Annotated in this window: 18 protein-coding genes and 1 tRNA gene; 2 read left to right on the forward strand and 17 right to left on the reverse strand. The window is 28.1% G+C overall.

Annotated elements, in window-relative coordinates:
* Positions 1-57: 57 nt before the first annotated feature.
* A complete protein-coding gene (locus AX016_RS15400; RefSeq protein ID WP_100896457.1) occupies positions 58-993 on the reverse strand; it encodes a calcium/sodium antiporter in 936 nt (311 codons plus the stop codon).
* Between the two features lie 578 nt (positions 994-1,571).
* Here AX016_RS15400 and AX016_RS15405 point away from each other — a divergent pair.
* Positions 1,572-1,724, forward strand: coding sequence for an SsrA-binding protein (locus AX016_RS15405; RefSeq protein ID WP_100896458.1), 153 nt, complete (start codon positions 1,572-1,574; stop codon positions 1,722-1,724).
* Here the strand turns inward: AX016_RS15405 and AX016_RS15410 are convergent.
* Entirely contained in the window at positions 1,721-2,233 is a 513-nt protein-coding gene (locus AX016_RS15410) for an adenine phosphoribosyltransferase (RefSeq protein WP_100896459.1), read from the reverse strand. The genes AX016_RS15405 and AX016_RS15410 overlap by 4 nt on opposite strands.
* A 79-nt stretch (positions 2,234-2,312) precedes the next feature.
* Between AX016_RS15410 and AX016_RS15415 the strand changes: the two genes are divergently transcribed.
* Positions 2,313-2,386: transfer RNA gene (locus AX016_RS15415), tRNA-Arg, on the forward strand.
* A 95-nt stretch (positions 2,387-2,481) separates the two neighbouring features.
* On the opposite strand, the gene AX016_RS15420 is transcribed toward AX016_RS15415, so the two are convergent.
* From AX016_RS15420 to AX016_RS15490, 15 genes are all read right to left on the reverse strand, one after another.
* Positions 2,482-3,483 carry a tetratricopeptide repeat protein gene (locus AX016_RS15420; RefSeq protein WP_100896460.1) on the reverse strand — a complete coding sequence of 334 codons (1,002 nt, stop codon included), beginning with the start codon at positions 3,481-3,483 and terminating at the stop codon, positions 2,482-2,484.
* A 75-nt stretch (positions 3,484-3,558) separates the two neighbouring features.
* Entirely contained in the window at positions 3,559-4,566 is a 1,008-nt protein-coding gene (locus AX016_RS15425) for a hypothetical protein (RefSeq protein WP_100896461.1), read from the reverse strand.
* Positions 4,567-4,620: 54 nt separating this feature from the next.
* Positions 4,621-5,199, reverse strand: coding sequence for a hypothetical protein (locus tag AX016_RS15430; RefSeq protein ID WP_100896462.1), 579 nt, complete (start codon positions 5,197-5,199; stop codon positions 4,621-4,623).
* Positions 5,200-5,201: 2 nt separating this feature from the next.
* Positions 5,202-5,903, reverse strand: coding sequence for a hypothetical protein (locus tag AX016_RS15435; protein WP_100896463.1), 702 nt, complete (start codon positions 5,901-5,903; stop codon positions 5,202-5,204).
* 71 nt (positions 5,904-5,974) lie between these two features.
* Positions 5,975-6,400 carry a hypothetical protein gene (locus AX016_RS15440; protein WP_100896464.1) on the reverse strand — a complete coding sequence of 142 codons (426 nt, stop codon included), beginning with the start codon at positions 6,398-6,400 and terminating at the stop codon, positions 5,975-5,977.
* A gap of 360 nt (positions 6,401-6,760) precedes the next feature.
* Positions 6,761-7,243: a hypothetical protein gene (locus tag AX016_RS15445; protein ID WP_157811142.1), complete on the reverse strand. Its 483-nt coding sequence runs from the start codon at positions 7,241-7,243 to the stop codon at positions 6,761-6,763.
* The gene (locus AX016_RS15450; protein WP_100896466.1) at positions 7,224-7,475 is read right to left on the reverse strand and encodes a hypothetical protein; all 252 of its coding nucleotides are present in this window, start codon (positions 7,473-7,475) and stop codon (positions 7,224-7,226) included. Before AX016_RS15450 ends, AX016_RS15445 begins: the two co-directional genes overlap by 20 nt.
* Positions 7,476-7,482: 7 nt before the next feature.
* Positions 7,483-7,950, reverse strand: a complete 468-nt coding sequence (locus tag AX016_RS15455) for a lipocalin family protein (protein ID WP_100896467.1) — start codon at positions 7,948-7,950, stop codon at positions 7,483-7,485.
* A 205-nt stretch (positions 7,951-8,155) separates the two neighbouring features.
* The gene (locus AX016_RS15460; RefSeq protein WP_100896468.1) at positions 8,156-8,545 is read right to left on the reverse strand and encodes a hypothetical protein; all 390 of its coding nucleotides are present in this window, start codon (positions 8,543-8,545) and stop codon (positions 8,156-8,158) included.
* A gap of 191 nt (positions 8,546-8,736) precedes the next feature.
* A complete protein-coding gene (locus AX016_RS15465; protein WP_100896469.1) occupies positions 8,737-9,663 on the reverse strand; it encodes a retropepsin-like aspartic protease in 927 nt (308 codons plus the stop codon).
* A gap of 121 nt (positions 9,664-9,784) precedes the next feature.
* Positions 9,785-10,918, reverse strand: a complete 1,134-nt coding sequence (locus AX016_RS15470; RefSeq protein WP_100896470.1) for a hypothetical protein — start codon at positions 10,916-10,918, stop codon at positions 9,785-9,787.
* A 270-nt stretch (positions 10,919-11,188) separates the two neighbouring features.
* Positions 11,189-12,058 carry an RNA 2'-phosphotransferase gene (locus AX016_RS15475; protein WP_100896471.1) on the reverse strand — a complete coding sequence of 290 codons (870 nt, stop codon included), beginning with the start codon at positions 12,056-12,058 and terminating at the stop codon, positions 11,189-11,191.
* Between the two features lie 181 nt (positions 12,059-12,239).
* Entirely contained in the window at positions 12,240-12,707 is a 468-nt protein-coding gene (locus AX016_RS15480) for a hypothetical protein (protein WP_100896472.1), read from the reverse strand.
* Between the two features lie 73 nt (positions 12,708-12,780).
* Complete coding sequence (locus tag AX016_RS15485) at positions 12,781-13,443, reverse strand: hypothetical protein (RefSeq protein WP_100896473.1); 663 nt, start codon at positions 13,441-13,443, stop codon at positions 12,781-12,783.
* A 227-nt stretch (positions 13,444-13,670) separates the two neighbouring features.
* The gene (locus AX016_RS15490; RefSeq protein WP_100896474.1) at positions 13,671-14,051 is read right to left on the reverse strand and encodes a hypothetical protein; all 381 of its coding nucleotides are present in this window, start codon (positions 14,049-14,051) and stop codon (positions 13,671-13,673) included.
* Between the last annotated feature and the right edge of the window lie 132 nt (positions 14,052-14,183).

Consider the following 14,183-nt stretch of genomic DNA (forward strand, 5'->3'; position numbering starts at 1 on the left):
TTAGGCGTTTTTTTATATCTAACAGGTTAACAATGTTACTTTGTAATAGCTGTAGTATTATATAGTAAAGTATATAAAAGTAGCATAACCAGCCAAGAGCACAATTCCGTCTCTCCACCCCAAACGTAATCCTTTAGGTATAAAAACCAATGGTAACAATACTAATGCAAAACCAAGCATCCACAAAATATCATTACTAAGTAGTGTTTGGTCTACAACTTTTAAAGGTGTTATCATTGCTGTAATACCAAGTACTGCAAAAATGTTAAAAATATTAGAGCCAATTAAGTTTCCTAAAGAAATAGCCTTCTCCTTTTTTATTACTGCAATAATAGATGCCGCAAGTTCTGGTATACTTGTTCCTATAGATACTACTGTTACACCTATTACACGTTCACTTACATTATAAAACCTAGCTAAACCAGTTGCACCACTTACCAGTAGCTCTGATCCTCCCCAAAGTCCTAGACCACCTAACACTAAAAACAGTATCATTTTAAAGGTAGGTAAAGGCATATCATCCTCTTGAGCCTCATCTTCTACTGCTGTTTTCTGAAACTTAATAAGATATACTATATATATTATTAAAAGAGCAACCATCACTAAGCCCTCATAAAAAACAATAACACCATCAAAATAGATAAAGCCAAAGAATAATAAAGAGGCAAACATTAAAATAGGCCAATCTGTAGTATAAAAACTTTTGCGAACATTTATACTACCCAATAAAATTATAAACCCTAAGACCAAACCTAAGTTAGCAATATTAGAACCTACAACATTACCTAAAGATAAATCTGGCGAGCCATCTAATGCAGCTTTGATACTTACAATTAATTCTGGTGCAGATGTTGCAAAAGAGACTACCGTCATCCCCACAACAATTTTTGGAATTTGTAATCTTAAAGAAAGTGCTACTGATGATTTTAGCAACCAGTTACCTCCCATTATTAAAAAAACCAAACCAATAATTATGTATACAATATTAAGCATCTATCACTTTTTTTTGAGCAAATATAGCAATTAGAACGCTACATATTTTTTAAAAAAGTTATATTTTAAAATTGATAAAAAAAGTATCTAACACTAGCAAAAACAACTACTTGAAAGAATGAAACATCAAAAAAAGCGCTAATCTAGAATGAAAATCCCCTTGTAGAATTATTCAACCACAAAAACGCCCCTACAAAAGCTACATTTTAAAACAAAAAATGCAATTTAACATTACATATACAAACAATATACAAGCTTAAAGTTTAAATATTAAAACAATTATTATTATATAGTTATAAATAGTGTATTCACTTATAATAATAGTAGTTAACTTATTTGCAAGTGAGTATAATTTATATATATCTTAATTGAATAATCGATTATTTACAACTAATTATTAACCTTTTTAAACCACACATTATGATTATTCTATCTGAAATTTTATTTAGTTATACCATAACTATTATTGTAATACTATTCTAAGAAAAATCATATAGGCCTATATACCAATAAAGGTTGCTATAAAAGCAACCTTTATTATTTTTAGTATTACCATATATTTGCAGAAATATACTTTTATGAAAAAAGCTCTTTTTAAATTTCTTGCCAAAATTAATCGCATACTACTACCATCTTACAGTAAAAAACAGCTAGATTTATCTAAGGCTAGTAAATTACAGTTAGCAGTAATTGGTTGGCGTTATTATGTAACCACAAATGCTATAGACTAATAATGTAGTAAAGATGCAACGCTATAGTTGGCTATTTTATCTTTACCGTTTAAAAAGTCTAGTTCTATCAAAAAGTTACACTGTACTACCTCTCCTCCTAATTCTTCAATTAATTCACAAACAGCTTTAGCGGTACCACCAGTAGCAAGCACATCATCATGTATTAACACCTTATCCCCTTTTTTAATGGCATCTGTATGTATTTCTAATGCATCTTCACCATATTCTAAAGAATAAGGCTTAGATAGCACATTAAAAGGTAATTTTCCTTTTTTACGCACAGGTACAAAACCAGCTTTTAATTTGGTTGCTAAAAGGGTTGCAAAGAAGAAACCACGGCTTTCCATACCCACAACTTTGTCTATTTTTTGCTCTTTTACTAAATTTAAGAGCGCATCTGCAGTTTTTTCTAAAATTTCTGCATTATTTAACAAAGGTGTAATATCCTTAAAAACAATGCCTTGCTTAGGAAAATCTTGAACGTCTCTAATATATTCTTTAAAATTCATATATTTTTCTTTAGTTATTTTGTGGTAAAAGTAAAAAGAAATATATTTGCACCCTCGTTTAAAGGAATTTAAACATAACGGCCTCGTGGCGCAACTGAATAGCGCACTTGATTACGGCTCAAGAGGTTACAGGTTTGAATCCTGTCGAGGTCACTAAAAGCTTGCTAAATCTTAGATTTAGCAAGCTTTTTTCTTTTTATCACTTTACTTGTTATAAAACACTAAACTATTAAAAATAAAGTATAGATTTAAGCTATTTGCTCTATAACACATTCTTTACCCACTATATTATCCTTAAGAAATGGAGAAATTTTACTTGCTAAATAGTTATAATCTCTTTCTCCATAAAAATACAAACCAATTTGATTTTCGTTTTCACTGTAACTTGGTATTAAAGCACCATTATTACCAAGAATTTTTATAAGGGAGTTATACAATTCTGTAACCACATCAAATTCTATATTTTTTTCTTGTAAAAACTTTTTTTCTATATATAATCCTAAGCCAACCAATTTACCAATTGGATATTCTACATCAAATTTTGAATTAGCATTTTTTTCTTTAGCATAAAATTTTAGCTTAGAACCCTTTGCTACCTCTATATTATTTGCGACCATAATTATATTATTCTTTATTTCTTCAGAATAGGATATTAAATCAAGCTCTATATCACAAGATTCTGGTTCTCCATTTTTACTAATTAATGTGCCTCCACCACTAACACATCCCCACTTTTTTATACGCAACATATAATCTAAAGAATCTTCTATATGACCACGATGTTGCGGTTGAAGTTTCATATTTAAAGATAATTGTGCTTTAGCTTTAGGCTCAAAAACAAATTCTTCTTCAGTTACTTTATCATTCTCCACTTCTTCCTCTAAAAAAGATTTTGCTTCTAATAGCAATTCATAAGTTGAAGGATAGTCATCACCTAGCTCAATAGCTTTTTCAAAATAAGGTATGGCTTCTACTTCTCTACCATCTAAATAAAATAACGAGTAGCCTACACGAAAATACCAGTCTCTATCTTCTTTGCCTTGTTCGCTAACACCTTGCAATAAACCAAGTGCTTCTTCATATAGATTAAGATTGTTTAATGCCCTTGCTAAAAGGCTAGTTAATACATAAGATTTACTGGTTTCTGGTAAAGACCTTAGCTCTAACACTACTTTTAGATGGTTGCCTGTGTTGTGCCACTCCTTTAATTGCGCTACTAGTTCTTCCGATATGTTTTCTTCTGTTTTCATTTGTACTAATTTATAATGACTTAAGGTAAGTTGCAGTTATTGTTGATAATAAGCTGTAGATATACGATTAACCAACTACTCTAAATTAGCTATTTTACCGTCTTTGATTATCAGATAAAAAATATTACCAGCAGTAACATTTTGGTCCATTTTTTTAGAGTAAGAAGGTATCATTTTAGGTAAACCAATAATAGTTTGCAATGCTATTGTCTGTAGTTGCTTGTTTTTTGATTTTATATCTCTTTCAAAAGGAGTTATATTGCCATCTATTTCTACCCTAAATCCTACTTTTAAAATAGCATTTTCAATTACTACATTTTCTACTTCTAACTCTTTAAGTATTCTTTTTCTAACGCTATTACGCAAACAAACTCTTTTGTCTACACTATTTTCGCAACCAGGGTAAATGGGGTCTTTATTACCTATTATAGGGTACTCAGTATGGGGAATTTCCTTTCTTTCTCTTTTTATCAACTCTTTTTCTGCGTAGGTTGGTCTATCGGTTATATTTGTTGCTCTCATACTCACAACAACCTTATGCGCAGGAAACTCTTCTGTTTGTTTATTATAGTTGTTAGACATTGTAATGCTTAATTTTACTAATGTGTTTTCTAAATTCCAAACTGTACTTTTATAATAAGCAGTGCTATCATTAATTTCTAAAGGAATATTTCCTTCTACAGTACCTTTTCCCATAGAAGCTATCATTGCTTTTTCTCCTCTTAAATAAAAACTGAGCATATTTTTTCTAAACTCTAAGTCTTTTTTATTATTGATTTTTTTGTTGTGATTGGCTACATCCCACTCATTAATTAATTCTAGAATAAGACTATCTTTTTTATAATAAATATACCTAGTAACTATGTCTATATCTGCAATGTCATTATCTTTTCTTATATATGAAAGTAATCCTAAATCATCAGAAACTGTATAGTAGTCAGAATTTAATATTTTACCTCCAGGAAAGTTATTTTCTGCTTCTAAGTAAGTTGAAAGCGGAAATTGATTTAAATCAAAATTTGGTGCTTGACAGAAACCTGTAGCAACAACAAACAAAACAAGCAGTGAAGTTAGTTTTTTCATTTTCAATGATTTTATTACAGTTACATAAGTAATTTATATTATTATAAGAGAAATCTACTCTAGCTTATTACTATTGATTTTAGTGTATAGCCTACCTGATTTAGGAAAAAAGTAAAACCCATCTTTCTTAATCTTATTAAATTGTTCGTTAGATTGCTCTTTAGATATTCTATTTAAAACATTATTCTCGTAAAAATAAATGCCTTCTGTGGTTGGCACTTTAGACCTCCAATTAGGAGGAATAGAGTCTACATTAAATTTTATACCTTTTGTTTGAAAAGGAAAAGTACCTTCTGTGTAAAAATCTGAGTAAACCCAGATTCCGTTTTTTCTGAAAGAACCATTAGAGTCTATAACAAAAGCTAAGTCGTAATTGTATACAATAGAATCTTGCTCAAAAGAAGAATCATAGCCAAAAAGATACATTTTACTATTCTTTACTAAAATCCTTGGAGATTTGTCTGTAGCAGAAGTTCCCACTAAGTAAACAGATGATTCTGTTGTACTACGCAAGGTATCTAAAACTACAAATTTATTAAACTGATCAGTGCTAATTACCGTATAATCCTCATTACAAGAAAGTAACAAAACTAGAACCCCACAAAAAAAATAAAAGCTATATTTTTTTAACATTTTTAACCCATTTTTTTCATTCTTAATTCACTCTTTAAAACCAGATTAATTGATTCTTCAACCTCACTTACATTAAAAAATTTATCATCTAAATCTAGAATTTTAAACGTAGTTTTATTTCTTGACATAACACCTTTTTCATCTTTCCATCCATAAGAAAAAACAATTTCATCATCAACAAAAGACCAATTTTGAATAGCTGTTTTATCTGGATCATTAAATTTAACTTTGCACGTTCCGTCTTCATAAAAAATAATCCAACTATTGTTTGGGTCTAACTTAAAGGCTTTAGATGCTAATTCTGGGTTAGATTCTACAGCATCTGGATTAACCTCTAAATAATCTGGTTTGTAATAATACATTCCCCATTTAATATTACAAAAAAGCTTTATTTTTTGTTTTTTAAGAGCCTCTTTTTCCTTTTGTTTCTGCTTTTCAAGATTACTTTTTCGTTTCGCTAAAGTATCATTCCACCTTTCTTTACCGTTAGCCAGCATCTCTTGGTATCTTTTAGCAGACAAATCTTTTTTATTTAACTTTAAAAAAGAAAGCTGCCATTTAAGTACCTTATAATCATAAACTGTTATCTCTTTTCTAATTGCTAGTAAATCTTTAGTTTCACTAGTCTTATCATATTTTTTATCAATAGGAGCTGTACACCCTATAAAAAATAACACAAGAGGAATTAATATAATTTTTTTCATTTTAATTTTTATCTAATGCCTTATCAATAGTACCTACAATTAAGCAATAATATGACTAGTAATTTATATATTTAATACCCTGTTTTCTCGTACACCTCTTCAAAAATAGGATTTTCTACAACCTTATACATCCTTTGGTTGATGTCTTTAATTTTAGCTACTTTCTTTTTTATTTGAGAAAAAATGATGCCTCTTGTTTTAATTAAATCATAGACAAAGCCTACTCTACGGCCGCCAACAAACCACATAAAACTTTTTTCTTTTCTCTTTTTAAATATAAATAACTCAATTTCTGAAACTCTAAACTTAGGATAATCACTAATATTTTTTTTGATAAAAACAGATTGTCTCTCTACACCCAGGTCTTTGAGCATTTGTATATTTCTGTTATGTATTTCTAAAAATTCAGAAGCAGAATTAACTAAATCTACACGCTCTTCAAAACCTATTATAATGTTAAGTGATTTCTTTAAAATATCTACATCAGATTCTCTCATACCCTATCTTATAAATAATTATATAGAAACAAGGTTCTTTAATAACCTTATTGTCTTGTGATTAATACAATCCCAAACAATAATAGGTACATTTAGTTTATAAAAGTATGGGAGGTTTATATTTGTAAGTATACAGTTTATATTCGCTGTAGATTTGTTAGGTGACTAAAAATTGCTTTATAAATTATTTTTAACATTCTTTGAGTTCAATGCCTTTATAAGCATACTAATTTCAATAACAACAACCATTCGATTATAGCTTGCTAAGTCGTTTATATTTTAATTACAAGTATGATGCTAACTATAGTTGATAATCTTATTTAGAGCAAATTACATTAAGAAAATTAAAAGCTCCATTTTTTAAACATTTATAAAGATTTCCTTTTTTGTTCCCGCCCAATACACTTTATTTTCACCTATAACACTTATATTTTCACCATCTACATAAAAAGATAAATCTGCTGTCATTACGGCTGAAGACCCTGAGATTACCCAAGCTATTTTTTCTATTTTCATTATAACTTGCATTACTGATTTCGTTGGCAATCCAAGTTTCTGCTTAAACTCTATTTCTGTATTGGTAATCTTATTTAATTCTATAATAGAATTTTTAAAAGTATTTTTATAATTCGGATAAGGAGAATCTCCTATCGTTTCCTTTCCAAGATATTCAATTTTAACAAAGTTACTGGCTTCATCATAAATAAAATGTATGGTTTTATTACATCTAATTTTTGATGCTTCTTTATTAATTTTTTTATGTGATGAGCAAGCAGACAATAAAATAATAATTCCTATGTATATTATTTTATTAAGGCTTGGTCTATTTATTTTTTTCTTCACTATTTCTAACAATAACAAAATAAATAACATAAAGCCAGCCAAGAAGTCCGTGTAAAATTGCGTAGAGAATAGATTTGTTTCTATCCCACGAAACCACAATTGCAATTGCACTTCCAATTCCAATTCCGTTTTTTAAAGCAGTTTCTTTTATTCCTGTAGATCCAACTTGCTGACTGAAACAATCCAAAGAAAATAGTAACACTAAAATTAGTGTCAGTTTTATTTTATTCATATACTTTCTATTCTATTCTAGTATATCCTAAATATTCTATTGAAGGTGAATCTTCACCATCACAAGGATCTGAATCTCCTCCTAATTTTAGGGTGCTTTTAGATACTTCAAACAAAGTGACTTTAGTTAGGCTTGTAGCTTCAATTTCTTTAATATAAAGTTCATTATCAACAAACTCCCAAGTACCATTAGTTTGCCCATCAATAATACAATCGTTGTTGTATTGAACATAAGGAATATCTACATACGTACCATCTGCATTAAACGTAATGGACCCATTTTGTTTACAAGCAGAATATTCTTCAGAAGTTTCTGATCCAGAAGAGCAAACTACACCAATTCTAACTTTTTTCCATTTTCCAACTAACAACTCTTGTTTACTAGTTTCTTCTGTTTTATTGTCATCATCAGATGAACAAGACAACACTGTAAATCCAAATATTAGTATTCCAATTAATAAGTTTAATTTTTTCATTCTTTTTTTTGTAGGTTTTAAGCTAACTAAAGCTTTATATTTTATTTATTTTTTCACAATATAAAACTATTTTTTGTAGTACAAATAGGTATTTAAACTATTGTATAAAATAATAGTGTACAAAAACGCAAAATCTATTTCAAATTCTCTCATAGCTACTAAAATAAATTTGGCGAATTGTATTGTCTCCTAAATAGTATTTTAATTAGGTTACTTTATATAAAGACGCATAAAACAGTTCAAAAGTGTCATAAAGGGTTGCAAAAATATCTTGACCATCAAAAATAACAACAGGGAAGTCTTTTTTTGTTGTATCAACAAACAAAACAAACTCTGCGTAAGAATCAAAATGAAAATCTGGATCTATCTCTAAAGCATACTCTAAATCTAAAGCTCCCAATGACTCATAATTTGGATAACGCTCTAATAATTCTGAGTCAAAATCTTCCATTTCATTATCTTCTAACCAATCGTATAAATCATAATCGTCTAATCTATAGGTTAAATCTCCAAACTCTAGTGGATAACCTTGTAGAATATCACAAGCAAGACCTACTGGTTTTTCTTTAAGCTCCTTAAAATCTGTATATTTCATATTTATTTTTTATACTATACAGAACGGATTTTAAAATAGTTTGTTGCGTGTTAAAAATTAGCAGATACAAAAGCAAATAGGATTAAGACAATTAGAAACTATTGCAAACAGGTTATAGGTTAACATATAATATAAAGCTAGCTATTATTTTTTTTATGCCGCTACGCACTAATTTTATTAAGAGTTAGTGTTTATTCATTTTTAATTAATTTTATTTTTTTACTATTCCAATTTAGAATAACTCTATAATTTTTAAAAAAATCTGAACCAAACCTACGTCCCAAATATTGCTCTGAATATACTTTTTGGTTTTTTAAAATAGAATTTCCAAATTCTAATTCATTAACAACTCCTGTGTATGATATTCTTGTATTATCTTGCTTTCCATAAATTCCAATGGCCCCATTTGTTTTAGATTCTTTAAAATCTAAAATTCGCCTATTTTCCTTTTGCTTTTCAAATTCAGAAAAGGGTATTACTACACCTCCATTATAGCCAAGATCTACAGTAAAATTCCAAACTTTATTTCCATTTAGCTTACAAGCAATAGAAAGTAACCCTCCATAACCAACAAATAACTTATTTTCAATTACATTTTTAGGTAAGTTTAATTTTAATTCATCATCAGTTATAGTAATTTGTTGCTTATCAAAATCAATATCCCAAACGGCGTGTTGCATTAAGCTTGCTCCAATAAATCCGTCAATATTAAGAGCAGACCACGTTGGTATTGAATTAAAATTATTAATTATTGCTACAGTTTCAACAAAATCTATAGTTCCAATTCTAACTTTTTTTAGCCTTGTATATTTATTTTGTTGTTTATTGTTATAAACATCAGCTGCTTTTATAGAATCAATAGCTTTTAATTTTAAACTTTTAGCAAGTTCTTTAGATACAAGAGTTGGCGTTCCTGTATCAAAAAGAAAATTATAATTTTTATTATTTATTTCTACTGGAACAATTATAAAACCGTTTTTAATTTTAAAAGGTAACGTAACTTTAAAGTTTTCTTGTTCTGTTTTACCTTCTTTAAAGTATTTTACTGCTTTGCTAGTTGTACAACTGCTTATTAAAATTAATAGTACTGAATAAATAAATACTCTTACTTTTTTCATATTTGTTTTCCTTGTAAATACTTTATTTGTTTACACTAAAAAGGTTTGTATATGCCTAGTTCTCTTCTTAAAACTAAAATACCAATAAGTCACTAACAATTAATTTCATTAAAAGTTATCTTTAGTTTTTGGTTATTGGTTTAATTATAAATATTCCAGTGTTTTCAATTTGAGGCTCTAAATAATTCGTTCTTGGATCTACTTCAACCCCTGTATATTTTTTGATATCTAAAAAAGCCACTTTCGTGTTATCTCTCATATTCTTTGGCAATTCAAACAAGTAAAAGTCTTTATTAGTAATTTCATTTGATACTAAATTATATTTAAATGTATTCCCCTTAAAAAATAGCTGTTCATTTTCATAATTTAACTCAAAGTAAGCTAGCTTAAAAAATGTATGATTCATCCAAGCAGGTAAACCGTAATAACTTTTATTTTTAATAGCAACCATTTTTAATTCATTTGTTGTTTTATAATCTAGTTTTGATTCCTTTAAAACTACAGTAGAATAGTTATTTAAATTACGATCTCTTTCTTTTGCTGAGTATAAACCTCTTTGATTATCTTTTAAAGCAATTAATTTTTTATTTGAAAACTTTGAAGAAAATTTACTGTAATCAATTTGTGCTGTAGTGTTAGCATTTTTTTTAAACGTTTCAGGATATCTAAATTGATTGTAATCTCCTTTTTGGGATAGTAATAAAATCCATTTTTTATCAACTCTAAAATAGATTCTAAACTGGGCTGTTTCATCTTCTATTTCATTACCATAAATAACTAAGTCAGCACTATTATAATTTTCTTCAAAAATAGATTTGAAGTTGCTATTACTTAATTCACTTTTGATATTAAATTTTTCCTCAAAAGGCATAAAAATAAGCTCTTTACCAGAAAAGTCGTAAACTCCTTTAGATGTAAATACAAAGGGAATAAAATTGTTATAATCTAAAGTACTTATGTATGATTTTTCATTTGATAAATCATCAGAAAACATTACATTTCCTTGGTTATCTAATTTAGTTAAACCTTTCTCATTTTTTAAATAAAATTGATTTTTTATACTGTCGTACAAAATTGGAAGAGTACCTTTTATTGGTGTAATTTCATAATTTTTTGAGCGTACACGCTCTAAAGAACTAGTTAATATTTTAAAATTCTCCAGTTTTTTTAAACTAATTTGCTCTCTTATAAAACTAATACTAACAAACAGTATTATGGTTATAAGTGTTATTTTTTTTAACCTAAGTATTTTCAAAATTATAGATAATGACTATTATATAAAACATATATGTATAAACGACACTTATATTTTAAGGGTTAACATTTAGCTAAATATAAATATTTTGCATTATTTTTTAAAGTAGAATCTTACTTTATAGTTATTTCAATTTCATCAATTAATTGAACTAAGTTCCTTTTTTCTCAAAAATGCCTCTCGATGCGTCAAGATAAAAATTTAATGGACTTTGTTAATATACCAAAGCCATTAAATATAGTACATTTTGCCCTATTTGTTATAGCCATTTTAGTGCATAGTATTATGTAAGTACCAATCTTTTTGGTCTGGTATTAATCTTTTTTCTATCCATTCTTCTAAGTTTCGATATTTTTCTACTGTAGGATAATGTCTTATTTCTTTCTTTCCACTCCAAGTAGGGTGTATTACATATACTATTTTACTGTCACTGTCTATAAATAGGTAATCATCTGATGGCATATGAGATGCAATTAATTTCAATTTTTTTAATCTCCAATAAATTTTTTGAGTCCATCGAAATTCTTTTTTTAATTCATTCATTATAGATTCAGCTACATTTGGTCTTTCTATAAAAACCCAAGGTTCAAAATATAAATATTCAATTGGAATGTTTGAAGTTAACCAAACACTTTCTTCGGTTTTAAAAAACTCCCAACCATTTTCAATTAGTTCTATAGTATCTATTTCTATAATAATTGGTTTTCCGTGTCTTTTTCCTACTTCACGAGCCATTTCAATATTCTCGGATAGATGAACATATTGTCTTTTTCTAGAAATTAGTCCATTTTTTATAATTCCGATTAAGTTTTTTGAAGCAGTTCCGTGAAATAGTATTTCATTTGGAATTTTAGAATTTAACTCTTGTTCAATAAAAATTGAATGTCCGTGTGTTGCTTTAATTTTTTGAGTACTCAAATCAATTTTCCAACGAACTTTGTCAAAACTACTGTTAAGTTCTATTAATTGATTCGAAGTAAAATTGAAATTATTTGAATTTAGAGCATTTATAACATCTTTTATATTAGCCCAACCATATCGGTCAAGCTCAATATTTCCATCTTCAGGTTTATGTCTTAACCAATAGCTGATTAATTTGCTTATTTTTTCTTTTTTTTGCTCATTTTGGTTATTCTGCATAACGTTCTTGTATATGTCTCGTATCGTGTAAATTAGAAAATTAATTTCAGATGAAGCACTTAGCAATTCCGACGCTTCGGGATTTATTTTGTTTTAATTTTTTCATTTTAAAAGTCAAATCAAAAGATTTGGCGTTGTTCGTTAATTGCACTCATCTTACATAAACTAAAGAACAAACTATTTACTGTATACCGTGTTGCGCATAGTTTTTTATTTCCTCTATTTCTACAACTATTGCTGAAGAATCAATTAAATTTTCTTCATATTGCACTTCTTTCTTGGTCCTTTTCCAATAGGGAAACAACCAAGTCATTGCGGTTCCTAAATTTTCAAATTCTGAATCGTTTAGAATAAGTTCAATCTTGTTTTTATATGAAAAACTGCCCTTATAATATTTAGTAATTCGCCTTCTTTTAGTCAGCAAATTGAAAAACCTGTCAATTGCATTTTGAATATCATCATAGTCTGGGTCAAAATGTTGGCATACTAATACATATCCAACCGTCAGCTCTCTCTCGTTACAAGAAATCCATACTCCCGTATCACCAATTGTTATGTGGTCGCCCTCTTCATATTCTTTTAAGTCACTCCCAAAATGGTTTTTCAAAAGTTCTTTAATCTTAGAATATATGACTTGGTGTTTTTTCATTTCAAATGTGTGGTAACACGGTCTTGGCTATGAGTAGTTGCGTGGTAAGCAATCAACTATATATGGTGATAAGTTACCTTTTTATTCTTTCAATTTTCAATTTTGTTAATTTTTCTGATTCGATAATATAAGATATTTCCTTAATTGAGCCTATTTCAATTTTCAAAGGTTTATTATTCACATTTTCAACATAAACTCTAAATTCATTCTGATTTTGAAAAGTTGATGCTTTACTGAATATATCGAGTTCTTTTAAATTCCTTTCGTTTTCATTGTAATAGTCAACAATTCCCCAAATAAATTTAAATTTTTGTTTCTCTAATTCCAATTTTAATCTTTTAAGAAATTCATTCACATTAGTAATTATAAGAGCAGTTTCTCCAAAGGTTTTCATAGATTTATCAAATTCTATTACCTGTGTTTCTTCTTTATTATTAAATATTGAAAAAAGGCTGAAAATGTTTCCTTTATAATTGTAGAACTGACGAATTTGTGCTTTAGTCAAATTAATTTTAATTTCACTTTTTGCTCCTGGATTAATTGTAAGAATCGATTTGTCTTTTTCTAAAACATTTCTTATTTCAGTTGCACCTTCTAATAAATCTCCTCTCGTACCTTGTTCTGATTCCAATTTTTTAAAAAAGTCTACAGTATTAAGATATAATAATCCTTTATTTTGAAGCGCTTCAATGTGATCTTTTTGTCCAAATTTTACAAATAATATCGGAGTTTTCATAGCTGTTTTTTTGTTCCGGAAAATTTAACATAACGGACTTGTGTATGAAACGTAGTGCATAAAAAGACACTAACTTTTCGGATTGACACAGAGCCGAATTTTTATATTCTGTTTTATTTTTTTCATTATAAAGCCAAATCAAAAGATTTGGCGGACTTAGTAAAAATACACTTTCCTTTTGATTAAACATTAAACCCCGTATTAATTATAGCCATTGTTGGGTAGCGTTATTTTGTCATTCCCATTATCATATCGGCTCCTTGCTCTTTCACAGAAACAACTAATTTATTTTCTGTTACTGAAATTAGTTTCTGGTCAACTTTTCCATCTAAATCGTCGGTACGTATTATTTTTTTCAGTTTGTCAAATTCCCATTTCCCAATATATTTACGTCCTTCTTCCATTCCTTCTTGTTTTCCATCAGAGTGAAAAATTACCCAGCTATTTTTCTGCATTTCTACAGGTAATTTCATTTTTTGTCCAGCCATTTCAACATATTCAAGATGCCATTTTCCAGATGTAATTAGGTCAAAGTCACTTTTTTTTTGAGCTGAAAGTATTTGAAATGATGTCAATATCAAGAATACTGCAAAAATTATTTTTTTCATATTTTTTATTTTATTAAGTTTTTTTTTAATTGTCCATAACGGTTAGTATAAGAAACGTAGGGCAGGTGATAAGTACTTTCGTTTCAATTTATTACTTAGCTAAATATAAATATTTTGCTTTTATCTTTTTTA

Origin of the sequence: Cellulophaga sp. RHA19 (assembly GCF_002813425.1) — a bacterium.
Classification (GTDB): domain Bacteria; phylum Bacteroidota; class Bacteroidia; order Flavobacteriales; family Flavobacteriaceae; genus Cellulophaga.

What these genes read in the sequence shown, in the direction of transcription:
- AX016_RS15465 (WP_100896469.1), bottom strand. Translation starts at nt 9,663, where the DNA reads ATGAAAAAAGTAAGAGTATTTATTTATTCAGTACTATTAATTTTAATA.
- AX016_RS15435 (WP_100896463.1), bottom strand. Translation starts at nt 5,903, where the DNA reads ATGAAAAAAATTATATTAATTCCTCTTGTGTTATTTTTTATAGGGTGT.
- AX016_RS15475 (WP_100896471.1), bottom strand. Translation starts at nt 12,058, where the DNA reads ATGCAGAATAACCAAAATGAGCAAAAAAAAGAAAAAATAAGCAAATTA.
- AX016_RS15410 (WP_100896459.1), bottom strand. Translation starts at nt 2,233, where the DNA reads ATGAATTTTAAAGAATATATTAGAGACGTTCAAGATTTTCCTAAGCAA.
- AX016_RS15460 (WP_100896468.1), bottom strand. Translation starts at nt 8,545, where the DNA reads ATGAAATATACAGATTTTAAGGAGCTTAAAGAAAAACCAGTAGGTCTT.
- AX016_RS15490 (WP_100896474.1), bottom strand. Translation starts at nt 14,051, where the DNA reads ATGAAAAAAATAATTTTTGCAGTATTCTTGATATTGACATCATTTCAA.
- AX016_RS15455 (WP_100896467.1), bottom strand. Translation starts at nt 7,950, where the DNA reads ATGAAAAAATTAAACTTATTAATTGGAATACTAATATTTGGATTTACA.
- AX016_RS15440 (WP_100896464.1), bottom strand. Translation starts at nt 6,400, where the DNA reads ATGAGAGAATCTGATGTAGATATTTTAAAGAAATCACTTAACATTATA.
- AX016_RS15420 (WP_100896460.1), bottom strand. Translation starts at nt 3,483, where the DNA reads ATGAAAACAGAAGAAAACATATCGGAAGAACTAGTAGCGCAATTAAAG.
- AX016_RS15430 (WP_100896462.1), bottom strand. Translation starts at nt 5,199, where the DNA reads ATGTTAAAAAAATATAGCTTTTATTTTTTTTGTGGGGTTCTAGTTTTG.
- AX016_RS15400 (WP_100896457.1), bottom strand. Translation starts at nt 993, where the DNA reads ATGCTTAATATTGTATACATAATTATTGGTTTGGTTTTTTTAATAATG.
- AX016_RS15485 (WP_100896473.1), bottom strand. Translation starts at nt 13,443, where the DNA reads ATGAAAACTCCGATATTATTTGTAAAATTTGGACAAAAAGATCACATT.
- AX016_RS15480 (WP_100896472.1), bottom strand. Translation starts at nt 12,707, where the DNA reads ATGAAAAAACACCAAGTCATATATTCTAAGATTAAAGAACTTTTGAAA.
- AX016_RS15425 (WP_100896461.1), bottom strand. Translation starts at nt 4,566, where the DNA reads ATGAAAAAACTAACTTCACTGCTTGTTTTGTTTGTTGTTGCTACAGGT.
- AX016_RS15450 (WP_100896466.1), bottom strand. Translation starts at nt 7,475, where the DNA reads ATGAATAAAATAAAACTGACACTAATTTTAGTGTTACTATTTTCTTTG.
- AX016_RS15405 (WP_100896458.1), top strand. Translation starts at nt 1,572, where the DNA reads ATGAAAAAAGCTCTTTTTAAATTTCTTGCCAAAATTAATCGCATACTA.